The sequence below is a fragment of the Nocardia sp. NRRL S-836 genome (assembly GCF_001279525.1).
In the GTDB taxonomy this organism is placed as follows: Bacteria; Actinomycetota; Actinomycetes; order Mycobacteriales; family Pseudonocardiaceae; genus Lentzea.
This window is the reverse complement of sequence record NZ_LGDY01000114.1, coordinates 171,166-192,539: the sequence shown is the minus strand read 5'-3', so window position 1 is coordinate 192,539 and position 21,374 is coordinate 171,166. Positions and strand designations below refer to the sequence as shown.

Annotated in this window: 27 protein-coding genes and 1 tRNA gene; 19 read left to right on the top strand and 9 right to left on the bottom strand. The window is 70.4% G+C overall.

Annotated elements, in window-relative coordinates:
- Positions 1-15: 15 nt before the first annotated feature.
- Positions 16-960 carry a zinc-binding dehydrogenase gene (locus ADL03_RS28850; RefSeq protein ID WP_053736697.1) on the bottom strand — a complete coding sequence of 315 codons (945 nt, stop codon included), beginning with the start codon at positions 958-960 and terminating at the stop codon, positions 16-18.
- A gap of 95 nt (positions 961-1,055) precedes the next feature.
- Here ADL03_RS28850 and ADL03_RS28845 point away from each other — a divergent pair, with 95 nt between their 5' ends.
- The 5 genes from ADL03_RS28845 (at position 1,056) to ADL03_RS28825 (ending at position 2,593) form a co-directional block, all read left to right on the top strand.
- Positions 1,056-1,379, top strand: a complete 324-nt coding sequence (locus ADL03_RS28845) for a hypothetical protein (RefSeq protein WP_053736696.1) — start codon at positions 1,056-1,058, stop codon at positions 1,377-1,379.
- A 73-nt stretch (positions 1,380-1,452) separates the two neighbouring features.
- The gene (locus tag ADL03_RS28840; RefSeq protein WP_053736695.1) at positions 1,453-1,668 is read left to right on the top strand and encodes a hypothetical protein; all 216 of its coding nucleotides are present in this window, start codon (positions 1,453-1,455) and stop codon (positions 1,666-1,668) included.
- Between the two features lie 51 nt (positions 1,669-1,719).
- Positions 1,720-1,941 carry a hypothetical protein gene (locus tag ADL03_RS28835; protein WP_053736694.1) on the top strand — a complete coding sequence of 74 codons (222 nt, stop codon included), beginning with the start codon at positions 1,720-1,722 and terminating at the stop codon, positions 1,939-1,941.
- A gap of 79 nt (positions 1,942-2,020) precedes the next feature.
- Positions 2,021-2,173, top strand: a complete 153-nt coding sequence (locus ADL03_RS50890; protein ID WP_369809032.1) for a hypothetical protein — start codon at positions 2,021-2,023, stop codon at positions 2,171-2,173.
- Positions 2,174-2,374: 201 nt separating this feature from the next.
- A complete protein-coding gene (locus ADL03_RS28825) occupies positions 2,375-2,593 on the top strand; it encodes a hypothetical protein (protein ID WP_053736693.1) in 219 nt (72 codons plus the stop codon).
- 43 nt (positions 2,594-2,636) lie between these two features.
- Here ADL03_RS28825 and ADL03_RS28820 read toward each other — a convergent pair whose 3' ends face one another.
- The 4 genes from ADL03_RS28820 to ADL03_RS28805 all read right to left on the bottom strand — a co-directional run bounded on the left by ADL03_RS28820 (position 2,637) and on the right by ADL03_RS28805 (position 8,047).
- On the bottom strand, positions 2,637-4,025 hold the full coding sequence (locus tag ADL03_RS28820) for an aminobutyraldehyde dehydrogenase (RefSeq protein ID WP_053736692.1): 1,389 nt from the start codon (positions 4,023-4,025) through the stop codon (positions 2,637-2,639).
- A complete protein-coding gene (locus ADL03_RS28815) occupies positions 4,022-5,635 on the bottom strand; it encodes a thiamine pyrophosphate-binding protein (protein WP_053736691.1) in 1,614 nt (537 codons plus the stop codon). Before ADL03_RS28815 ends, ADL03_RS28820 begins: the two co-directional genes overlap by 4 nt.
- A gap of 88 nt (positions 5,636-5,723) precedes the next feature.
- Positions 5,724-6,662, bottom strand: a complete 939-nt coding sequence (gene speB, locus ADL03_RS28810; RefSeq protein ID WP_053736690.1) for an agmatinase — start codon at positions 6,660-6,662, stop codon at positions 5,724-5,726.
- Positions 6,659-8,047, bottom strand: coding sequence for a sodium:solute symporter (locus ADL03_RS28805; RefSeq protein ID WP_082373563.1), 1,389 nt, complete (start codon positions 8,045-8,047; stop codon positions 6,659-6,661). The genes speB and ADL03_RS28805 overlap by 4 nt, the downstream gene beginning before the upstream one ends.
- A 125-nt stretch (positions 8,048-8,172) precedes the next feature.
- On the opposite strand from ADL03_RS28805, the gene ADL03_RS28800 reads away from it, so the two are divergent.
- The 9 genes from ADL03_RS28800 (at position 8,173) to ADL03_RS28760 (ending at position 15,325) form a co-directional block, all read left to right on the top strand.
- Positions 8,173-9,531, top strand: a complete 1,359-nt coding sequence (locus ADL03_RS28800) for a PucR family transcriptional regulator (protein ID WP_053736688.1) — start codon at positions 8,173-8,175, stop codon at positions 9,529-9,531.
- 143 nt (positions 9,532-9,674) lie between these two features.
- Positions 9,675-9,746: transfer RNA gene (locus tag ADL03_RS28795), tRNA-Glu, on the top strand.
- 119 nt (positions 9,747-9,865) lie between these two features.
- Positions 9,866-10,543, top strand: coding sequence for an SAM-dependent methyltransferase (locus ADL03_RS28790; RefSeq protein WP_053736687.1), 678 nt, complete (start codon positions 9,866-9,868; stop codon positions 10,541-10,543).
- A 52-nt stretch (positions 10,544-10,595) separates the two neighbouring features.
- Complete coding sequence (locus ADL03_RS28785) at positions 10,596-10,775, top strand: hypothetical protein (protein WP_053736686.1); 180 nt, start codon at positions 10,596-10,598, stop codon at positions 10,773-10,775.
- Positions 10,772-11,074, top strand: coding sequence for a hypothetical protein (locus tag ADL03_RS28780; protein WP_053736685.1), 303 nt, complete (start codon positions 10,772-10,774; stop codon positions 11,072-11,074). Before ADL03_RS28785 ends, ADL03_RS28780 begins: the two co-directional genes overlap by 4 nt.
- 36 nt (positions 11,075-11,110) lie before the next feature.
- Positions 11,111-11,803: a DUF4383 domain-containing protein gene (locus ADL03_RS28775; RefSeq protein ID WP_063798736.1), complete on the top strand. Its 693-nt coding sequence runs from the start codon at positions 11,111-11,113 to the stop codon at positions 11,801-11,803.
- A 96-nt stretch (positions 11,804-11,899) separates the two neighbouring features.
- A complete protein-coding gene (locus tag ADL03_RS28770) occupies positions 11,900-12,583 on the top strand; it encodes a M50 family metallopeptidase (RefSeq protein ID WP_053736684.1) in 684 nt (227 codons plus the stop codon).
- A 628-nt stretch (positions 12,584-13,211) separates the two neighbouring features.
- Positions 13,212-14,945 carry an arginine--tRNA ligase gene (gene argS / locus ADL03_RS28765; protein ID WP_053736683.1) on the top strand — a complete coding sequence of 578 codons (1,734 nt, stop codon included), beginning with the start codon at positions 13,212-13,214 and terminating at the stop codon, positions 14,943-14,945.
- 83 nt (positions 14,946-15,028) lie between these two features.
- Positions 15,029-15,325 (top strand): WhiB family transcriptional regulator, encoded by a 297-nt coding sequence (locus ADL03_RS28760; protein ID WP_053736682.1) that lies wholly within the window; start codon positions 15,029-15,031, stop codon positions 15,323-15,325.
- Between the two features lie 103 nt (positions 15,326-15,428).
- On the opposite strand, the gene ADL03_RS28755 is transcribed toward ADL03_RS28760, so the two are convergent.
- Entirely contained in the window at positions 15,429-16,160 is a 732-nt protein-coding gene (locus ADL03_RS28755; protein WP_197288736.1) for a SigB/SigF/SigG family RNA polymerase sigma factor, read from the bottom strand.
- 62 nt (positions 16,161-16,222) lie between these two features.
- Positions 16,223-16,621 (bottom strand): ATP-binding protein, encoded by a 399-nt coding sequence (locus ADL03_RS28750; protein ID WP_231642370.1) that lies wholly within the window; start codon positions 16,619-16,621, stop codon positions 16,223-16,225.
- Positions 16,622-16,756: 135 nt separating this feature from the next.
- Between ADL03_RS28750 and ADL03_RS28745 the strand changes: the two genes are divergently transcribed.
- The gene (locus ADL03_RS28745; RefSeq protein ID WP_053736680.1) at positions 16,757-17,434 is read left to right on the top strand and encodes an ATP-binding protein; all 678 of its coding nucleotides are present in this window, start codon (positions 16,757-16,759) and stop codon (positions 17,432-17,434) included.
- On the opposite strand, the gene ADL03_RS45885 is transcribed toward ADL03_RS28745, so the two are convergent.
- Together ADL03_RS45885 and ADL03_RS28735 are read right to left on the bottom strand one after the other, a co-directional pair.
- Positions 17,427-17,777, bottom strand: a complete 351-nt coding sequence (locus tag ADL03_RS45885) for an STAS domain-containing protein (protein ID WP_231642367.1) — start codon at positions 17,775-17,777, stop codon at positions 17,427-17,429. The two genes, ADL03_RS28745 and ADL03_RS45885, sit on opposite strands and share 8 nt — an antisense overlap.
- Positions 17,778-17,925: 148 nt before the next feature.
- Positions 17,926-18,594: an ANTAR domain-containing protein gene (locus ADL03_RS28735; RefSeq protein ID WP_053736678.1), complete on the bottom strand. Its 669-nt coding sequence runs from the start codon at positions 18,592-18,594 to the stop codon at positions 17,926-17,928.
- A gap of 253 nt (positions 18,595-18,847) precedes the next feature.
- Here ADL03_RS28735 and ADL03_RS28730 point away from each other — a divergent pair, with 253 nt between their 5' ends.
- The 4 genes from ADL03_RS28730 (at position 18,848) to garA (ending at position 20,759) form a co-directional block, all read left to right on the top strand.
- Entirely contained in the window at positions 18,848-19,051 is a 204-nt protein-coding gene (locus ADL03_RS28730) for a hypothetical protein (RefSeq protein ID WP_053736677.1), read from the top strand.
- 128 nt (positions 19,052-19,179) lie between these two features.
- Complete coding sequence (locus ADL03_RS28725) at positions 19,180-19,761, top strand: CDP-alcohol phosphatidyltransferase family protein (RefSeq protein WP_053736676.1); 582 nt, start codon at positions 19,180-19,182, stop codon at positions 19,759-19,761.
- A 12-nt stretch (positions 19,762-19,773) separates the two neighbouring features.
- Positions 19,774-20,187, top strand: coding sequence for a glycine cleavage system protein GcvH (gene gcvH / locus ADL03_RS28720; protein WP_369809034.1), 414 nt, complete (start codon positions 19,774-19,776; stop codon positions 20,185-20,187).
- Between the two features lie 113 nt (positions 20,188-20,300).
- Positions 20,301-20,759 carry a glycogen accumulation regulator GarA gene (garA, locus tag ADL03_RS28715; RefSeq protein WP_053736674.1) on the top strand — a complete coding sequence of 153 codons (459 nt, stop codon included), beginning with the start codon at positions 20,301-20,303 and terminating at the stop codon, positions 20,757-20,759.
- The last annotated feature ends 615 nt before the right edge of the window (positions 20,760-21,374 follow it).

Below are 21,374 nucleotides of genomic sequence, written 5' to 3'. Positions count from 1 at the left end.
GGAACGGCCCTCCTCTCACGGCCTGAGCACGACCTTGCCGACGGTCCCCCTGGCCTCCAGCGCCTCGTGCGCCTTGCCCGCGTCGCGCAACGCGAACGCCGGGTTCACCAACGGCACGAACCGCCCGCTCGCCAGCCCCGCCATCGACTCCTCCTCCAACACCCGCAGCCCCCGCCGCATCAGCCCCGGCCCCAGCGCGACCGTCGCGGTCAGACTCTTCGGGAACAGGTTCTCGGCACGGGTGTCCGCCGCCTCCCCGGACGCCCACCCGTAGATGATCGTGCGCCCACCCGTCCCGAGCGTCCGCAACGCGGCCGTGCCGACCTCCCCGCCAACCCCGTCGAGCACCACGGTCAGGTCCTTGAGCCCGTCGGACCAGCCGGGCAGGGTGTAGTCGATGGCAGCGTCGGCACCGTTGTCCATCACGTGACCGAGCTTCGCCCCCGACGCGAGCCCGACCACCCGCGCCCCGACGTTGCGCGCCTCCTGCACGAGAAGCGCCCCCATCCCACCCGCCGCCGACGTCACGAGCACCACGTCGTCCGCCGTCAGCTTCGCCGCGTCGAGCACCCCCACAACCGTGCGCCCGGTGCCGATCATGGCCACGGCCGCCTCGAACGACACGTCGTCCGGCACCGCGTGCAACGCCCCCACACCGGCCACGGCCAGCTCCGCGTACCCGCCACTGGCCTGCCCCAGGTGCGCCACCACCCGCCGCCCGAGCCACTCGCCCTCGACACCGTCCCCCAGCGCCGTGACGACACCGGCCACCTCCCGTCCCGGCGTCATGGGGAACTCGACGGGCCCGAACCGCCCCTGCCGGATGGTCGTGTCGACCAGGTGCACACCGGCGGCCGCCACGGTGACGCGCACCTGACCCGGTTCTGGGATGGGATCGGGCACCTCCTCGAAGCGCAGGGTCGAGGCCGGGCCGAACTCGTACTGCCGAATCGCGAACATGCGGGTGACGCTAGGAGCTCCAGTTAAATGGAGGTCAACGGCCGTTGTCCCGAAATTGCAGCGCGCGCGAAGGTCCACTGCGAGATTATGAAGACATGGGGGTGTCCAGCGTTGCGCTGCTCGACCAGTGGGAACAGGTCATCGACTTCGTCGAGGACTCGTACCACGACAACATCGACGAGTACATGTACGACCTCTCGGTGCGTGACGGGATCGAGCGCCGTCTCGCCAGAGGCGCCGAACCGCCGTGGGTGGCGGAACGGCTCGCCGAGCTCGACGCCCGGTTCCGCGCGCTGCTGCTGCCCGAGCCGGTGCGCGACGACAGGCCGTGGTGGCAGGCGCACATCCCCGCCTACGCCGGCGCGGACCTGGCCGCGTCGCTGCAGGTCTGGTACGGCGTGACCGTCGAGGTCCGCTGATCGTCTACGCGGCCGAGCGGGAGTGGAAACCGAGGATGAACAGCAGGTATGAGATGGGTGGGGAGCCATAACCGTGGAAGCCGAGATCGTCGGGCGGGAAGCCAGGCTGACCTTGAGCCGGTCCGAACTCGTGATGCTGCTCAGCGTCATCACGACGCTGGACAGCAGCATGCCGTCCGACCTCGCTTATGTAGACATGGTCGGACGTCCGCGCGAAGCGGTTTGGGAGTACGCCCTGCAGTTCAGCGAGCTCGCCAAGGCGATCCCGTCCGAGCTGCACCACGGCTGACCGGCGAGGCAGGTCAGTCCGCGGTCGGCACCAACTGGAAGAGTTGGAGCCGTGGAAGCTGAAATCACCGGGCAGGAAGCCAAGCTGACGATGAGCCGATCCGAGCTCGTGCTGATGCTCAGCGTGATCACCGTGCTGAACAACATCGCACCGACCGACGAGGGCTATCTCGACATGGTCGGCCGACCGCGGGAAGAGGTGTGGGAGTACGCCAAGCAGTTCAGCGAGCTGGCGAAGGCGATCCCGTACGAGAAACCCGCGCGGTTGGACTGAGACGGGTCAGGCCCGGTTCTGCCCGGAACCGGGCCGGTTTCCGCGCTAGGGCCCGTCCTCGAAGCAGGTTGCTCTGACCATGCTGGTGTCGAAGGTGCGGGTGATCGCGGAGGCGATCGACGAGCTGGACCGGGAGGTCTCGGTCGACTCCAGCATCGTGCGTGCCCATCAGCACGCGGCCGGTGCCCGTCGCCGCGCGGCGGCGCACACAGGGGGCGGGCGGGTCGGGTAGCGGGCAGCCCGAACCAGATGATCATGCCATCGGCCGGTCCCGAGGCGGTCCCTCGACCAAGATCCACCTGGCCTGTGACGGACACGGCCGCCCACTGATGACCGTCCTGACCAAGGGTGCGGAAATCGTCCGGGTGATCCTCGGTCCGTTGCGCGATGCACTGCTGGAGGAACACCCGCACGTACAGGCCGAGGTGGGGAGTTGATCGCGATGGCGGAGGGCTGGGTTGACGCGACCGACGTGTTCCGGGTCTTCCTGCCGTGGAAGTTCACGCGTGAGGAGAGCGGTGAGACGGTGAGGTACCGCTCGGAGGACCCGGCTCTGGACATCAGCTTCACCGGAGCGCGCGAAGCCGATCTGCCCGGCGACCTGTTGCACCCGGAGATCGGGCTGGCCGCACCCGACCAACGGGCCCCTTGAGCATCGCTGTCCGGACCCAAGGCGGTGACGCTTTGGAACGTGATCAGTGGGCGATCATCACGTGCTTCACGCGCGTGTAGTCCTCCAACCCGTGCATCGACAGGTCCTTCCCGTACCCCGACGCCCCAAATCCACCGTGCGGCATCTCCGACGCCACCAGCCCGTGCGTGTTCACCCACACGATCCCGAAATCCAACCGCGCGCTCAAAGCCGCCGCACGCCCGGCATCACGCGTCCAAATCGACGACGCCAACCCCTGCGGCACCCCGTTGGCCAACGCCACGGCCTCCTCATCCGAGCCGAACGCCTGCAGGGTGATCACCGGCGCGAACGCCTCCTCCTGCACCAGCTCGTCGTCCTGCGACAGCCCGGAAACCACCGTGGGCTCCAGGAAGAACCCGGCCGACCCGTACCGCTTCCCTCCACAGTGGACCACCGCAGAGGACCGGGACAGCAACCCCAGCACACGGTCCAGCTGCGCCTGCGAGTTGAGCGGTCCGAAGTCGACCCCGGGAACCTGTGCCGACGCCACCTCCACCACCGCCTCGACGAACGAGTCGAAGATCGACGCGTGCACCAGGACCCGGGACGCGGCCGTGCAGTCCTGGCCCGCGTTGTAGAACGCGGCACCGACGACACCCGAAGCGGCGGCGGCCACGTCCACGTCGTCGAACACCAGGACCGGCGCGTTGCCGCCGAGTTCGAGGTGCGTGCGCTTCACGGTTGCGGCGGCGGAGCGCGCGACCTCCACGCCGGCACGTGTCGAGCCGGTCAGCGACACCATGGCGGGCACCGGGTGTTCCACGAGCAGGCGGCCCGTGTCGCGGTCGCCCAGCACGACGTTGAACGCTCCGGCGGGAAGGACCTGAGAGGCCAGCGATGCGAGCAGCACCGAGGACGACGGGGTGGTGTCCGCGGGCTTCAGCACGACCGTGTTGCCGGCGGCCAGAGCTGGGGCGATCTTCCACACGGCCATCATCAGCGGGTAGTTCCACGGCGTGATCTGCGCGATCACGCCGACGGGCTCACGGCGCTGGTACGAGGTGTGGCCCGGCAGGTACTCACCGGCGGAGGCGGACGACAGGGCACGCGCCGCGCCCGCGAAGAAGCGGAGCTGGTCGGCGCACTGGGGGATCTCCTCCTCCAGCACCACTGAGCGGATCTTGCCGGTTTCGCGGACCTCGGCGTCGGCGAGGTCCGACGCGTGCGCCTCGACCAGGTCGGCGAGCCTCAGCAACGCCTGCTGGCGTTCCGAAGGGGTGGTGCGCGACCACGGGACGAAGGCGTCGGCGGCCGCGGCAACGGCCGCGTCGACTTCACCGGCACGGGAGACGACGGCACGGCCGAACTCGGAACCTGTTGCAGGATCGACGAGCGGCGAGGTGTCGGTGGCGGCCGAAGAGGTGCCGTTGATGAAGTTCGCGACGATCACGGGTGCTCCAGGTGCGTGGGGGCGAACATGCGCAGCACGGCGGGCAGGACCACCACGTGCGGGCCGGGTCCGGCGAAGGCCTTGGCGAGGTCCTCGCGCAGGGACTCGGGCGAGCTGAGGGTGGCCGGGACGCCGAACGACGCGGCGAGGGCCACGAAGTCCGGGCGGGTCAGCTCGGTTCCGGTGGCCTGGCCGAACGCGTCGGTCATGTACTCGCGCAGGATGCCGTAGCCGCCGTCGTCCACGATCAGCCACACCACGCGCGAGCCGTGCTGGGCGGCGACGGCCAGTTCCGAGATGCCGTACATGGCGCCGCCGTCGCCGGAGACCGCGAGCACCGGGCCGTCGTGCGCCGCCGCAACGCCCAGTGCCGCCGGGAAGCCGTAGCCGAGGCCGCCCGCGCCCTGGGCGGAGAACTGCGCGCCGCCGCGCGGGTCCCAGGCCGACCAGGCCCAGTAGGCGAGGATCGTCATGTCCCAGCAGGTCGGCGTGCCGTCGGGCACGGCGGCGCGCAACGCCCGCAGCACCCCGAGCTCCAGGTCGAGGTCCTGGCCGCGCAGGCGGTCGCCCACCGACGACAACAGCTCCGCGACCCGCCGCTCGGCGACGCCGTCGGCATCCCTTGCCGTGACACCGGAAACCAGCGCGCGCAACGCGTGCCGGGCGTCGGCGTGGATGCCCAGGGCGGGGTAGTTCGACTCCAGCTTGCCGAGGTCCGCCTCGATCTGGACCACGGTGCCGCGCGGCCGGAACGTCCGGTAGTTGCTGGACAGCTCGCCCAAGCCGGACCCCACGACGAGCAGCACGTCGGCGTCGGCGAGGAACTCCGTGGTGTGCCGGTCCTCCAGCCACGACTGCGCGGACAGCGGGTGCTCCCACGGGAAGTTGCCCTTGCCGCCGAACGTGCTCACCACCGGCGCGCGCAGCTTCTCGGCCAGCTCGGCCAGTTCGGGCCCGGACGCACCGCCACCGGCGAGGATCACGGGGCGTCGCGCGCCGTCCAGCAACCGCACGGCCTCCGCGACCAGTTCCGGCCGCGGGTGCAGCTCGCGCGGTGAGCACGACACGGTCGTCACGGGCGGCACGCCGGCCGGGCCGAGCAGCACGTCCTGCGGGATCTCCAGCCACACCGGCCCGTGGGGCGCGGTCAGCGCGATCTCCCACGCCTCGGTCAGCGCCGACGGGATCTGCGACGCGTGCCGGACAACGCGCGCGTGCTTCACGATGTCGCGGAACGACGCCAGCTGGTCCGTCAGCTCGTGCAGATATCCGCCGCGCACGCCGCCAAGACCGGCCTTGGGGATCTGCGACGAGATCCCCAGCACGGGCGCCGAAGCAGCGGCCGACTCCTGCAACCCGGCCAGCGTCTGCAACGCACCCGGCCCGGTCGACACGAGCAACGGCGTCACCGAACCGGTGATCCGCGCGTGCCCGTCGGCGGCGAAGGCGGCGTTGACCTCGGTCCGCGAACCCACGTACCGCAGTTCCGACCGCCGCAACGCGTCGAACAGGCCCAGGGCGTGCTGGCCGGGAATGCCGAACACGGTGGTCGCGCCGAGTGCTTCCAGCGTCTCGACCACGAGGTCACCGCCGGTGCGGGACACGGTCACGCGTCCTCCTCCTTCAACGCCATCAAGCTCACCAGGTCGTACGCCACCATGGGCGCTGTCTGCCACAGAGGTGATGGCGCCGTGGTCATCACGTCTCCTCCTTCAACGCCATCAAGCTCACCAGGTCGTACGCCACGTGCGAGGCTGCCACAGAGGTGATGTCCGCGTGGTCGTAGGCCGGTGCCACCTCCACCACGTCCGCTCCGACCAGGTTCAGCCCCCGCAGCCCGCGCAGGATCTCCAGCAGCTCCCGCGACGTCATGCCCCCGGCCTCCGGTGTCCCGGTTCCGGGCGCGTGCGCGGGGTCCAGCACGTCGATGTCGACCGACACGTACACCGGCCGGGCCCCGATCCGCTGCCGCAGCGCGTCGACCGTCTCGTCGACCCCTCGGCGCAGGACGTCAGCCGAGGTCACGATCCCGAACCCGAGCCGCCGGTCGTCCTCCAGGTCCTTCTTGCCGTACAACGGTCCGCGCGTGCCGACGTGGGAGATCGCCGAGGTGTCGAGGACGCCTTCCTCGACCGCGCGGCGGAACGGCGTCCCGTGCGTGTACGGCTCGCCGAAGTACGTGTCCCACGTGTCGAGGTGCGCGTCGAAGTGCAGCAGCGCAACGGGTCCGTGGATCTGCGACACGGCCCGCAGCAGCGGCAGCGCGATCGTGTGGTCGCCGCCGATCGTCACCAGGCGGGTGCCGCCGGACTGCAGGCCGGTGGCCGCGGCCTCGATCGTCTCGATCGCCTCGCCGATGTGGAACGGGTTGACCGCGATGTCCCCGCCGTCCACGACCTGCACCCGGTCGAACGGCGACACGTCCAGCGCCGGGTGGTACGGGCGGAGCAGCCGGGACGCCTCGCGCACCGCCGCGGGCGCGAACCGCGCGCCCGGCCGGTACGAGACGCCGGTGTCGAACGGGACGCCCACCACCGCGACGTCCGCGTGCGGCACCTGGTCCAGGCGCGGCAGCCGGGCGAAGGTCGCGGGGCCCGCGTAGCGCGGCACCCGCGAGGAGTCGACGGGGCCGATCACGAGCTCACCAGCTCCTCTTCGGTCGCACCGCCGGCCACGCGCCGGTTCCAGGCGGCCAGCACGGCCGGGTCGGTGGGCGGGGTGGCGAGGCTGACCACGACGTACGTCACGAGCGACGCGCCGAGGCTGTAGTAGATGGGGGAGTCGGCGAGCACGCCGTCCAGCACCATGAACGTGATCGCCGTCAGCGAGCCCATCGCCATCGACGCCATCGCGCCGATCTGCGTGCCGCGCTTCCACACCAGCCCGCCGAGGATCGCCACCAGCAGGCCGCCCACGAGGATGTTGTAGGCCACGGTCAGCGCGGCCACGACGTCGTTCAGCGCCACCGCGATGCCGATCGCGACGACACCGAGCACGAGCGTGAACATCCGGTTCGAGTGCACGTCGCCGTCACCCTTGTTGCCGCGCTTCCAGATGTCGTTGGACGCCACGGTCGCGCACGCGATCAGCGCACCGGACGACGTGGACATCATGGCCGCCAGCGCGGCGGCGAGCACGAGCCCGCGCACACCGGTCGGCAGCAGGTTCTCCACGATCGTCGCGAACGCCTCGTCGGAGTTGGCGATGCCGGGGTAGAGCGCCCTGCCCGCGGTGCCGATCAACGCACCGGCCACGGCGTAGACCAGGCAGTACAGCCCGGAGGTCACGCCACCGGCCACGGCCACCTCCGGCGACCGCGCGGTGAACACCCGCTGCCAGATGTCCTGCCCGATCAACAGGCCGAACACGTAGATCAGCAGGTAGGTGACGATCGTGCCGACGCCGATGTTGCCGACGTCGAACACCGCCGGGTCGTTCAGGCGTTCCCGGATGCCGTCGAAACCGCCCGCCGCGGACAGCGAGATCGGCAGCAGCAGGAACAGGATCCCGATCGTCTTCACGACGAACTGCACGATGTCGGTCAGCGTGATCGACCACATGCCGCCGAGAACGCTGTACAGCACCACGATGCTGCCGCCGACGACCACGCCGACGGCCTTCGGCAGTCCGAAGAGGACGGTGAAGATCGTGGAGTACGCGATCGTGGACGTGACGGTCAGCATCAGCGTGTACGCCCACATCACCGCGCCGGACACCCGCGACGAGCTGCCGCCGTAGCGCAGGTCGAGCATCTGGGAGACGGTGTAGACCTTGAGCCGCACGATCCGGCGCGCGAACAGGGCGCTCAGCAGCAGGATGCCGAGCCCGATGGCAAACACCATCCACGCGCCGGAGATGCCGTATTTGTAACCGAGTCCGACGCCACCGATGGTCGACGCGCCGCCGAGCACGACGGCGGACATGGTGCCGGAGTACATCGCGAAGCCGAGCCTGCGTCCGGCGACCAGGTACTCGCTCCTGCTGGTGGCGCGGCGCAGGCCCCACCAGCCCATGCCGATCATGCCGAGCACGTAGGCGGCGATCACCGCGTAGTCGAGAGCCACTCCTCGGACCTCCTCAGGTTGCAGGTCACAGTAGGAACGCGGGCTGGCGCCGGTAAGCGGTTGTTCTGCACAATCCTGGGCTTGTGGCTGAGCAAACCGTCCCGCTGCGCGCGCTGGTCGCCCGAGCCGACCTCGGGCTGACCGTGCTCAGTGGAGCGTCGGGACTGGACCGGCCGGTCCGCTGGGCCCACGTGTCCGAGCTCGCCGACCCGACGCCGTACCTGGTTGGCGAGGAGCTCCTGCTCACGGCCGGGGTGCGGTTCCCGGACGACGTGCCGGGCTACGTGGCCGGGCTGGTGTCGTCAGGCGTGTCGGCGATCGGGTTCGGGGTCGAGCCGGAGTTCCCCGCGGTGCCGCCGTCGCTGGTGCGAGCCTGCGCGGAGCAGGGGATGCCGCTGCTGGTCGTGCCACCGTCCACGCCGTTCCTGGCCGTGTCGCAGGCGTTGGGCGCGTTGCTCGCGGAGATCGCCGTGAGGGAGCAGCGGATGCTCGCGGACAGCCAGCGCGCGCTCACCCGTGCCGCGACCCGCGTCCGGCCGGTGGAGTCGGTGCTGACCACGCTGGCGGTCGTGCTGGACTGCCGCGCGGAGCTCGTCGAACCCGCCTCGGCACCGGCGGACGTCGCGTCCCTCGTGGACCGGGTCGCGTCCGGAACCGGCCCCCGTTCGGCCTCCGCCCGGGTGGGTGATGAGCACGTGACGCTCGACCCGGTCGAGTCCTCTGTGCTCGTGGTGCGGCGGGCGGCCGCGCTGTCGCCGGCCGAACGGGCCGTGGTCGCGGTCGCGCTGGCGTTGCTGGGACTGCTGCGCAGGGACGTCGAGAGCGAACGCGGCCGGCTCGCGCGGCTCGCGGCCTCGGTGCTGCTGCGGTCGCGGGTGCCGGACCTGGCGGCCGTGCTGGGGCCCGGCCCGTACCGGGTGGTGGCGGGGGAGTCGCGGGTGGAGTACGACGTGCTGGCCCGGCGGTACGGGCCGCTGGTGTCCAAGGCGGCGGACGGGTTCCTCGCGCTGGTCTCGGCGGGGGTCGCGGTGACGGGCCCGGTCGGCGTGTCCGCGCCGGTGGCCGCCGACGAGTCGGGAACCCTGCCCGCTCCCGAGATCGGCGCCGCCGTGGCGGAGGCCGCCGCCCTGCTGCCACGCGCACTGGCGACCGGCGCGCCCGCGTTCGCCTCGTCCGACCTGACCTCGCTGCTGGACCCGGCGGTGGCGTCCGCGTTCGCCCGCAGGGAGCTGGCCGGACTGGTCGGAAGGCCGGAGCTGGTCGAGACGCTGAGGGCCTGGCTGGGCCAGCACGGCAGCTGGGACCGGGCCGCCGCGGTGCTCGGGGTGCACCGCAACAGCGTCCGGCACCGGATCGCCCACGCCGAACGGCTGCTCGGCCGCGACCTCGGTTCCGCCGACGCGCGAGCCGCGCTCTGGCTCGCCCTGATGTGGCTCGATTAATTCCTTTGCGGCCTTCTCGGGTGGTCGGTCATGATTGTTGCATGATCCGAGCAGATGAATGGACCGGAGCTCCGGCCAAGCTGTGACCAGCTGAAAGCATGTCCAACCATTTTCTTCGAGCATTTCTCTTAATGCTCGTTCTCGGCGCGTTCGTCCAGTGGTCAGGACGTCGGATTCTCACTCCGGAAACACGGGTTCGATTCCCGTACGTGCTACGTGGCCCGGTCTCTGTGGGGTGGACCGGGCCCGCCGTCAACCGGGTGAATGTCAGACGGCCCCAAAGAATCTTCGAAAACTTCGCCCGAATGGTCTAGGCGCCAGTTACGCTCTGCGAATGGCTGCGGTCCCCGCCTTCGCCCGGTACGAGGTCGACGTACGTCGGCCGAACGCCGCGCGGATCCACGACTACTACCTGGGCGGCGCCCACAACTACGCCGCCGACCGCGCGTTCGCCAAACAGGCCGTCCGGATCGACCCGGAGCTGCCGCTCGTCACCCGAGCTCACCGGCTCTTCCTGCGCCACGCCGTCCGGCACTGCTGGGAGTCGGGCGTGCGCCAGTTCCTCGACCTCGGCTCCGGCATCCCGACGTGCGGTGCGACGCACCAGACGCTGCCCGACGCCCGCGTCGTCTACGTGGACTCCGACCCGGTGACCGCCGCGTTCTCCCGCGGTCTGCTGCGCGGTGAGCCGCGGACGTGCGCGATCCAGGCGGACCTGCGCCGGCCGGAGCAGGTGCTGCGGCATCCGGGGGTGCTGTCCCACCTGGACCTGCGCGCGCCCTACGCCGTACTCATGGTGGACGTGCTGCGGTACATCGACGACGCCACCGGTCCCGGCCGCGTCGTCCGCCGCTACCGGCACGCGCTGCCCGCGGGCGGTTTCCTCGTGCTCTCCCACCCGCAGCCGGTCGAGCAGCTGCTGGAGGGCCTGGAGATCGAGGCGCCGTGCGTGGTTCCCGGTGCGTACGCCGGGATCGGGCGCAAACCGCAGGCGATGCCCGGCCGTATCTGACACCCCGCACCGTCCTCTTTGAGTACGGGCGGGGTGTGCGTGGCGTTCCCAGGTGACGTCGACGAAGGCGTTGCCGCGGTGGAAGATGCGCGTGCGCCCGCCCACCGCGGCGGCGACGTGCGGGGAGCGCGTCAGGGCCGACGCGGTGCAGTGCAACGAACCTGGCCGCAAGCCGAGCACCGCCCGGCGCCGGACCGGTTCGTCCCAGGCCCGCGAGGAGACCGCCGCATGAACCCGACCGACCCACCCACCGGCACCGAGCTGTGGGCCGTCCTGCACGTCGACGAGTTCGAGTTCCGGCTCGTCAAACCGTGGAACCTGGACACGTTGTCCGCTGCCCTGCGCAACGCCGCCGCCTGTGGCACCCAGGTCGAGGTCCGCGTCCACGCCGAGCTCAACGCCGAGGTGACCGTGCTGGTCAACCCGTCTCGTGCGCGCGTGGTGCACATCGCCAAGCGCAACGTCGTCGTGGCGCGCAATGGCATGCCCGATGTGTCCGTGCACGGTTTGGCCGGAGCGGCCGCAGGGTAGTACTCCGGCGACCAAGTACGGAGCCTGGAGGGCGTCATGACCCACCACCGCGTCACTGTCAAGGTCGCCGGTCTGCAACCAGTGCAGCTGCTGGCCGCCTTGGCCGGCATCGCGTTCATCGTGTTCGGCGTCGTGGGCTTCACCCGCACGGGGGTGAACGACTGGGCCACGCACTCGTTCGTGCTCGGGTTCTCCGTCAACGCGCTGCACAACCTGGTGCACGTGATCGTCGGCGTGCTCGGCCTGGTGATGGCTCTCGGTTCGGGCCTCGCCCGGCTGTACGGGTGGCTGCTGTTCCTCGGTTTCGGCGCCCTGTTCGTCTGGGGCCTGATGATCACGGGAATCGTCGCCCAGAACCCGGTGTCGGCGATCGGCAACCCGTTGGCGCTCAACACGAACGACAACTGGCTGCACCTCGGCATCGCCCTCTTCGGCCTGCTGCTCGCGGTTCTGCCCGCGCGCCGCAAGCTGATCGAGGAGGACCCCGACCTGCCGGAGCCGCGCGATGCGTACGACGAGCGGCACGACCACGTCGGCCCGCACGACCGCGTGACCCACGACGGCATGACCCACGACCACATCGGTCGCGGCGACGACCGCACGATCGAGCACGTGGACCCGGCGGTCAGCCCGCGCGCCCAGGAGCCCATCACGAAGGAACAGGCCGTGGTGGACCCCAAGACCGACCGCGTGGACCGCGACAAGATCGACCACCGGATCAAGCACTAGTCGCTTCACCCGGACAACCGAAGACCCCTGTCCGGAGCAGACGCGCCGTGAGAGGCCCACATGCGGCTCTCACGGCGCGTCTGCTTCCATGTCGCGATGCTTCCGGACGAACTGCTCTCGCACGAGGTCCTGATCACGTGGGGCACCGCGCTCGCCGCCTTCCTGGCCGTGGCCCTGTCCGCGGTCTGGCGCCTCACCCGCAACGTCATCACCATCGCCCACGAGGGCGGCCACGCCCTGCTCGCGGTGCTGACCGGCCGCCGCCTCAGCGGCATCAAGCTGCACTCCGACACCAGCGGCCTCACCGTCTCCCGCGGCAAACCCCGCGGCCCCGGCATGGTCTTCACCGCGCTGGCCGGCTACATCGCACCCTCACTGCTCGGCTTCGGCGCCGCACTGCTCATCACCACCGACCAGATCCGCCTGATGCTCTGGATCACCATCGGCTTCCTCGCGGCCATGCTGATCATGATCCGCAACGTGTTCGGCGTCCTCTCCATCATCGTGACCGGCGCCGCGTTCTTCTTCATCTCGTTCTACGCCGCACCGGAGGTCAGGGACGCGGCCGCGTACGTGTTCGCCTGGTTCCTGCTCCTCGGCGGCGTCCGGCCGGTGTGGGAGCTGCAGGTCAAGCGGTGGCGCCGGCAGGCACCGCAGTCCGACGCCGACCAGTTGGCCCGGCTGACCGGCTTTCCGGCGTTCGGGTGGGTGACGCTGTTCGGGCTGGTGAGCGTGGCGGCACTCGTCGGGGGCGGTGCGTTGTTGCTCGGGCGGTGGTGACGGGCTGGTGAGACGGCGCGGACCCGGCTGAGGGGTTCGGTCCGTTCGTTCGGCACACGGGCGCGGGTTCGGAGGTGGCGCTTCGGGGCATCGGTTCGCCCACGTGGGCTTCTTGCACTCCGCACCTCCTGCGCGCGTTGCCCGGCCGCTCGCCTACGGGACGCCGTGCGCGCTGCCGCCTCGCCAACGCTCGTGTTCGCGCACGAACGCCGCGCCTCCCGTGCGCGCGGTGTGCCGCCGCTGGCGTGTGGCGTTGCAACGCGCGCCATGCCCGCAACGCGCGTCACGCCTCCCACACACGCCGTGCCTGCCCACACCCGCGCGCCCCTAACGCGCGCTATGGCCTCCCACACGCCGCGCTCCCGTGCGCACATTGCGCGACCGCTCGCCGCGGTCTGACCGTGCGTGTCACCTCAACCCGCGCACGCCCACCTCCGGCACCGCCCCATCCGCCTCCCGCGCGCCCCCCCTCCGCGCCGCCCCCTCACCCCACGTCCACCACCTCCGCGCCGCCAGCCCGCCCACCCAGCCCGCCCACCCGGAACGCCGCCCGATCCAGCCGCGGTGCCATTCGGTTTGCGGCTGGTGAAATACTGGGCAGCAAAGCCGCGGTCGAAAGGTGGGTTCAGTGCTGCGTGGGGATGTCGGGCTCGAGCTGGGCCAGCGGGTCGCGCGGGCGTTGCGCGCCGCACTGGATGTCGACATCACCGCGGAGGAAGCGCTGATCCGACCGTCCAACCGAGACGGTGTGGACTACCAGTGCAACGTGGCGATGAGCCTGGCCAAGAAGGTCGGCAAGAACCCGCGCGAGGTGGCCCAGCTGATCGTCGAGCACCTCGGCTCGGCGGACGTCGTGGAGGCGCCGGAGGTCGCGGGGCCGGGGTTCATCAACCTCCGGCTGACCCGCGGGTGGCTGGAGGAGCAGGTCGCGCGGCTGGGGACCGACGACCGGCTCGGGGTGCCGACGACGGACGAGCCGCGCCGGATCGCGATCGACTACAGCAGCCCGAACGTCGCGAAGGAGATGCACGTCGGGCACGTCCGGTCGACGGTCATCGGTGACGCGTTGTCGCGGCTGCTGGCGTTCGCGGGGCACGAGGTGATCCCGCACAACCACCTGGGCGACTGGGGCACGCCGTTCGGCATGCTCATCGAGCACCTCACCGACCTCGGGCACGGTGACGAGTTCCGGATCAGCGACCTCAACGGCTTCTACCAGGCGGCGCGGGCCAAGTTCGACAGCGACCCGGCGTTCGCCGACCGGGCGCGGCGGCGGGTCGTGCTGCTGCAGGGTGGTGACGAGGCGACGCTGAGGTTGTGGCGGGAGCTGGTCGCGGAGTCGCAGCGGCACTTCGACCACATCTACGACGTGCTGGGCATCAAGCTCACCGCCGAGGACACCTACGGCGAGAGCTTCTACAACCCGTTCCTCGCGGACACGATCACCGAGCTGCAGCAGAAGGGGCTGGTCGAGGAGTCCGACGGCGCGCTGTGCGTGTTCCCGCCCGGTTTCAAGGGGCGTGAGGGCGACCGGCAGCCGTTGATCGTGCGCAAGAGCGACGGCGGCTACGGGTACGCGACCACGGACTTCGCGACCGTGCGGTACTGGGTGCGCGAGCGCGCGGTCGACCAGCTGATCTACGTGGTCGGCGCGCCGCAGACGCTGCACTTCCAGATGGTCTTCGCGACGTCGAAGCAGGCCGGCTGGCTCGACGACGCGCACACGGCGGTCCACACGCCGTTCGGCACGATCCTGGGGGAGGACGGCAAGACCATCCGCACCCGCGCCGGCGGCACGATCAAGCTGGTCGACCTGCTCACCGAGGCCGTGGAGCACGCCGAGAAGGCGATCCCGGAGACGTCCGAAGTGGAGGGTGCCGAGCGCGAGGAGCTCGCCCGCGTCCTCGGCATCGGCGCGGTGAAGTACGCCGACCTGCACAACGACCGCGAGAAGGACTACGTCTTCTCGTGGGACAAGATGCTCGCGAAGACCGGCGACACGTCCGTCTACGTGCAGTACGCCAACGCGCGCACGCACTCCATCGCGCGCAAGGTCGGTCGTACGGTCCCGGAAGACGCCCCCGTCACCCTCGCCGAGCAGGCCGAACGGGACCTCGCGCTGAAGCTGCTCCAGCTGCCCTCGGCGGTCCAGGCGGCCATCGACGACCTGGCCCCGCACAAGCTGACCGCCTACCTGTTCGACACCGCGACGGCCCTCTCCACGTTCTACGAGAACTGCCCGGTGAAGAAGGCCGAGACGCAGGAGCTGCAGGACTCCCGCCTGCACCTGCTCCGCCTCACGGGCCGGGTGCTGACCCTGGGACTCGGCCTGCTCGGAATCTCCGCGCCCGAGCGGCTGTAAGACCGCCCGCACAGGTTTATCCCCGGCCGAACCACGGGTACGCAGTGATCGCAACTCTTCCGCCCCAGTCCTAGGGAGTCGCGATGACCTGCACGACCCGTCTGCCCAAACCCGTCACCGAGGTGTGGGACTGGCAAATGGAAGGGCTGTGCCGCGGCCAGAACAGCGCCATCTTCTTCCACCCGGACAACGAGCGCGGCTACGCCAGGGCCGCGCGCGAGGAGAAGGCCAAGGCGATCTGCTCGCAGTGCCCGGTGCTCGCGCAGTGCCGTGCGCACGCCCTCGAGTCCCAGGAGCCCTACGGCGTGTGGGGTGGCATGGGTGAAGACGAACGGCGCCAGATCATCTCGGCGGCACGCCGCCGCGTGCGTGCCGCGTAAGAGCAACCCGCATTGCGCACTCCGGGGCACATGAAGAAACCCCGCGTCCTCGTTCCGGAACGAGGACGCGGGGTCGTGGGAACGTTCACCGTTCGGGAACGGGTCACTCCTCCAGGACGTCGCGCAGCTGACGCAACGTCTTCGCGAGCAGCCGCGACACGTGCATCTGCGAAATGCCGACCTTCTGCGCGATCTGCGTCTGCGTCATGTTGCCGAAGAACCGCATGATCACGATCTTGCGCTCGCGTTCCGGCAGCTTCTGCAGCAGCGGGTGCAACGCCTCCCGCTGCTCGATCATCGCGATCTCCGGGTCTTCCTCGCCGATCGTGGAACCGAGCGAGATCGACGAGTCCTCCGACATCAGCATGTCGTCCAGGGACGCGCTCTGGTAGGCGTTGCCCGCCGCGAGTCCCTCGTGGACCTCTTCCCTGCTCAGACCCAGGTGCTCGGCCAGCTCCGACGGTGTCGGCGCGCGGCCCAGCGACTGCGAGAGCCGCGAGGTGCCGGCGTTGATCGCGAGGTGCAGCTCCTTGAGCCGCCGCGGCATCCGCACCGACCACGACGAGTCGCGGAAGTACTTCCGCACCTCACCCATGATCGTCGGCACCGCGAACGACAGGAAGTCGCTGCCGCGGTCGGGGTCGAACCGGTCGACCGCGTTGATCAGTCCGACCGTCGCCACCTGGACGAGGTCCTCGTGCGGCTCACCGCGGTGGCCGAAGCGCCGCGCGATGTGCTGGGCGACCGGCAGGTGCTCGGTGACGAGCCGGTCCCGCAACGTCTCCCGCTGCGGCCCCGGCGGCGTCACGGCCAGCTCGGCGAACAGCGGTGCCAGGTGGTCGTAGTCACCGCCCTTCGAGGTCGTCGAGGTCGTCGTGGTCGCCTCTTCGGACCCGGTCACTCATCCACCGCCCCAGCGGAGGACTTCACGAGGTCGATGCGGACCACGAACCCCTCGGTCTCGGCGACAGAGGTCTCCACCGAGTCCACCAGCGCGGTCAGCACCCGCCAGCCGAAGCTGCCTTCGTCCGGCCCGGCCGCGGCCTTGGCGGCGACCTTCGCGCTCACCCTGACCGCACCCGCGGCGTCGACCGCGAAGTGGGCGCTCAGGACCGCGTCGTCGGCGGCGAGCGTGATCAGCGTCGAGCACGTCTCGTCGACCGCGAGCTTGAGGTCCTCGATCGCGTCGAGGTCGAAGTCCTGCCGCATCGCGATGTCCGCCGCGACGGCGCGCGCGATGGAGAGCTGCGTCGGGTCCGCTGCCATGCGCAGTTCGACCCCTGACAATTGCGTCACACCCACCTCGTAGTCCGTTCTGCTGTAGGCCGGCACATCAATGCCGTACCCGAAACGATCTCATTTCACACGTGTATCGGCTCGGTGCCCAGGGAAATCCCCTGCTGGAGGCAAGAGATCAAGGGGAGGAGCGTTGTGCTGGTGCACGAGGACTTCCTGGCCCTCCGTTTTCCGGCAGACGCGCACGAGACCGGGCGTGTGCGCCATCAGCTGCGTGAGTGGCTGCAGGGCGGCGGTGTCACCGGGGACGAGGCGGAAGACCTCGTCCTCGCAGTCAGCGAGGCGGTGAACAACTCGATCGAGCACGCCTACCCCGGACCTGTGCGCGGCACCATCGAGGTGCACGCCAGTGCCGTCCACGACGGCGGCATCACCGTGGACGTGGTCGACCACGGCCGGTGGCGCGTGCCGCCGCCCGCTCTCACCACACGGGGCAGGGGACTCCTGCTCATGAGGGAGAGCGTGGACGACGTCGAGATCCACCGCTCGGCGAACGGCACGACCGTGCGGCTGCACAGGGCCCGTACCCCGTCGCCCACGACGGCGGACGCCGCACCCGACTGCCACGTGCATGCCTACGAGACCTCCTCGGGCGTGGTGGCGGTGGTGCGCGGCGACGCGCCCGCCTCGGCGGGACCGTCGTTGCGGCGGTCGCTGATCACCGCGGCGCGCGGCGGCGCCGTGCCGCTGACCGTCGACCTGACCGGCCTCGGCGCGCACCGCGAGGGTGTCGCGCACGCGCTGGCAGAGGTCGCGTCGGCGCTGGCGGCAGCGGGCAACCGGCTCACCGTCGTGCCGGAGGGGATCAGCTGAGCGCGGCGTCCACCGACTCGTGCACGCTGAACACCTCACCCAGGCCGGTGGCCTCCAGGGGCCGCGTCACGGCCCGTTTGGTCGCCACGACCTTCAGCGCCGCGTTGTGCTGCGGCGCCAGTCGCGCCGCCTCCACGAGCACGGCCAGGCCGGCGGAACCGAGGAACGTCACGCCGGTCATGTCCACCACGAACGTCCCGCCGTCGGTGAGACCGTTCACCAGGGCTTCGCGCAACGTCGGCGCGGACACCATGTCGACCTCGCCGGACACGGCGAGCACCGTGACGCCCTCGGCCGGCTGCCGGGCCGACAGCTCAATGGTCTGCGGGTCCTGCACAGTCACCGATGTTCTCCCTACTCGCACACAACTAGGAGGCCGCCACAGCAGCGGCCCCCCACGCGGCTGCTGGCTCAACCGCTGCGCCCTCACCGTACGGGAGAGGCCGCTCGACAGGACAGATCGTGGGGTCCGTACCCGAGTGGGGGAACCGCTAAACATGCAATGCTCCCCAAAGCCTGCGAGCGGTGTCATAGGCGATCTGCGGCGGCAACGTCACCTCGTCGCCGTTGTCCTCCAGTTCACCACCCACCACGAGCACCAGGGCGATCGCCACGTCGCGCAGCTTCGCGTTCGCGTGCTGGCTCGCCCGCACGAGCAGCTCGAACGCCTCACCGGGCGTGCACAGCCGCGAAGCCATCAGCAGTCCCTTGGCCTGCTCGATGTAGCGCCGGTGCTGCACCATCCGCACCATCTGGTCGGCCCGCAGCACCTCGCCCGAGCAGAACTCGACCACCGCGGCCGCCGTCGCGACCAGCGGCTCGGTCTCCTCGATCGCCTTCAGGTCCTCCGCGTGCGGTTCGTGGTCGAGGTACACCGTCAGCACCACCGGGCCGCCGTCACCCCAGCTGCCCGGCACCGCCACGACGTGGCAGCCCCCGACCTCGCCGGTGACCTGCCGCTCGTCGCGCGAGGCGTCGACGAGCGGTCCGCACGCACCGTCCACCTGGGCCTGGTCCAGCTGCTCCGCGACCCCCACGGCGCTGAGCAACGCTCCGTCCGGCCACACCGACAGCCCCACCCCGCGGCAGCCGTGCAGCTGCGAGCAGAGGTGCTCCATCAACCGGGACAGGAGCTCCGGCCCGAACTTCACGTGGTCCACGCGCTCACGTTAGGCCGAGCCGATCGAACTGACGAGACGTGTGGTCATCGGTGCGCGACGAACGGTTGCGCAGGCAACGACCCGGACATCCGCCGCGCTTCGGGCCCGAACAGCTCGGCGCGGTGTTCCGCCCAGTTAACGCTTCGGACCCGAATCGGACACGTGTCCTGAACCACAGTCGGACAGAATCCGTTCACAGGGATAACGCCGGAACCCCGGAGCACGACATCCCTGATGTCACGGAGGGATTGAGATGAGAACCGCCACGGAGACCCAGCCGCAGCCGACCGCAGAGCTGCCCACCGCGCCGTGCAGCGTCGTGTGGAGCAGGGGTCACGCCTACGTGCTTGAGGGTTTCCGCGCCCGTTGGGTGGGGCGTGACGACCGCGGCCGCCCGCACGCGCTCACCGGGGCCGAGCTGAACCGCCGCGGCTGGACCCTCACCAGGTCCGCCTGAACCACCCCGCACCACCGGACCCGGCACCACGAGAACAGCACCGACCACGCACCACCCGCAACCAGTCGCACCGCGTGCCGTGACGCCATCCGGCAGCCCCTGCGCAGCCACTCGTTTAGAGTGCGGGTGTGCGTGACCCGGCTGATCGCCTGCTGACGATTCCGAACCTGCTCAGCGTGTTGCGGCTGGCCGGTGTTCCGCTCTTCCTGTACCTGTTGCTCGGACCCCGCGCCGACGGCTGGGCGCTGCTCGTCCTCGTCTTCGCGGGCCTGTCCGACTGGCTGGACGGCAAGCTCGCCCGCTGGCTCGACCAGATGAGCCGGCTGGGCGCGCTGCTCGACCCGGCCGCCGACCGCCTGTACGTGTTCTGCACGCTGCTCGCGTTCGTGATCAGGGACATCGTGCCGCTGTGGATCGCCCTCGTGCTGGTCGCGCGCGAGGTCGTCGTCGGCCTCTGCCTGCTGGTCCTGCGCCACCGCGGCTGGGGCCCGTTCGAGGTCACCTACCTGGGCAAGGCCGCGACGTTCAACCTGCTGTACGCGTTCCCCCTGCTGCTGCTCGCGCAGGGCGACTGGACGTGGGCGCACATCGCCCAGCCGTTCGCCTACGCGTTCACGGCGTGGGGCGGGGCGTTATACCTGTGGTCGGCGCTTTTGTACGTCTACCAGTTCTTCTCGGCCCTGCGGGTCACTCCCGGAAAGGCCGCGTGAAAAGATCACCCCATACAGGTTCAGCACGAGGAGCGCAGTCAGTTGATTCCCGAGGAGCTTCGCTACACCGAGGAACACGAGTGGGTCGTCCGCACAGGTGAGAACACCGTGCGGGTCGGCATCACCGACTACGCCCAGGAACAGCTCGGTGACGTGGTCTTCGTCCAGCTGCCCGAGGTGGGCCACACGGTCTCGGCCGGCGACACGTTCGGCGAGGTCGAGTCCACCAAGAGCGTGTCCGACCTCTACGCGCCGCTCGACGGCGAGGTCGTGGCCATCAACGACGCCCTGGTCCAGTCGCCGGAGTCCATCAACACGGACCCGTACGGCGAGGGCTGGATGGTCGAGCTGCGCCTGAACGACCCCGAGGCGGTCGAGGGACTGCTGGACGCCGACGGGTACAAGGCGTTGGTGGAGAAGGAGTGACGTCGATCTTTCGCCGGATCTTCGGCCGGAAGGGGAGCCGCTCCTCGGGCAGCGACCCGAACGCGATAGGTTTTACCGGAAACGACGGACCCAGCAGCAGGAGGAGAGCTCAGGTGAGCACGAACGACGGCCCAGGCGTTCCGCCGGAGCAGTCCCCGGAGCGGACCTCCGTCTTCCGGGCGGACTTCCTCCAGGAGATGGAGGGCGGCACCGAGGCACCCGCGCAGGAGCCGGCCGTTGCCGGTGTCGACGCCCTTCCCGCCGGTTCCGCGCTGCTCGTGGTGAAGCGCGGCCCGAACGCCGGTTCGCGGTTCCTGCTGGACCGCGACACGACGAGCGCGGGGCGCCACCCCGACAGCGACATCTTCCTCGACGACGTGACGGTCTCGCGCCGCCACGCCGAGTTCCGCAGGGAGAGCGGCGAGTTCGTCGTCATCGACGTGGGCAGCCTGAACGGCACCTACGTCAACCGCGAGCCGGTCGACCAGGCCGTCCTCGCGAACGGTGACGAGGTGCAGATCGGCAAGTTCCGCCTGGTCTTCCTGACGGGTCCCGGTTCCGCGGGAGCCTGATCGCGTACCGGCCGGGCGGCCCTTCAGCCGTGGGGTCATGAGCACCGGGGCGGTGCTCGCGCAGCTCCGCCCCGTGTTCCCCGAGGTGACCACCTCCGAGATCCGCTTCCCGGAAGCGGAGGGGGTGGTCCGCCCGGCGCACCGCCTCCGGTTCGACCGGGCGGATGTCGAGAGGCCGCGGTTCGTGCTGTCCGTGCAACGCGACAGGCACCTGCCGCCACACCATGATCCGCGAGGAACCCGGCCGGACTCCACTTCGGTGTCCCGCGGTGATGTGCCGCCCCAGGCCGGAACCAGCGCCGCCCGGCTGTCCCAGCTGGAGCGTGCCGGTCTGCCGCGCCCTTGCCCCGGCGGTCGTTCCACCGCGGATGACGTCACCGCGCTCCGCACGATCCGGGCGATGACCGGACTTTGGCGTCGAGCGCGGGCACCTGCGCGCGGTCCGCGCTGTGGCGAGCCACGAGGTGGTCGTGCCGCAGTCCTTCTCAGCTCCCGGGACGGTCCGGGAATCAGCCGGCCTCCCCGCCTCGTTGCACACGGTGCCGGTGCGAGCGGGTCTGCCGCGATTGTCTTGATCACGTTCCGCCCGCAACGATTGAGCACACGGCCCGCTTG

Coding starts and splice junctions, on each gene's coding strand:
- ADL03_RS28850 (WP_053736697.1), bottom strand. CDS start 960: ATGTTCGCGATTCGGCAGTACGAGTTCGGCCCGGCCTCGACCCTGCGC.
- ADL03_RS28845 (WP_053736696.1), top strand. CDS start 1,056: ATGGGGGTGTCCAGCGTTGCGCTGCTCGACCAGTGGGAACAGGTCATC.
- ADL03_RS50890 (WP_369809032.1), top strand. CDS start 2,021: ATGCTGGTGTCGAAGGTGCGGGTGATCGCGGAGGCGATCGACGAGCTG.
- ADL03_RS28805 (WP_082373563.1), bottom strand. CDS start 8,047: ATGATCGGCATGGGCTGGTGGGGCCTGCGCCGCGCCACCAGCAGGAGC.
- ADL03_RS28790 (WP_053736687.1), top strand. CDS start 9,866: ATGGCTGCGGTCCCCGCCTTCGCCCGGTACGAGGTCGACGTACGTCGG.
- ADL03_RS28780 (WP_053736685.1), top strand. CDS start 10,772: ATGAACCCGACCGACCCACCCACCGGCACCGAGCTGTGGGCCGTCCTG.
- ADL03_RS28775 (WP_063798736.1), top strand. CDS start 11,111: ATGACCCACCACCGCGTCACTGTCAAGGTCGCCGGTCTGCAACCAGTG.
- ADL03_RS28770 (WP_053736684.1), top strand. CDS start 11,900: ATGCTTCCGGACGAACTGCTCTCGCACGAGGTCCTGATCACGTGGGGC.
- ADL03_RS28760 (WP_053736682.1), top strand. CDS start 15,029: ATGACCTGCACGACCCGTCTGCCCAAACCCGTCACCGAGGTGTGGGAC.
- ADL03_RS28730 (WP_053736677.1), top strand. CDS start 18,848: ATGAGAACCGCCACGGAGACCCAGCCGCAGCCGACCGCAGAGCTGCCC.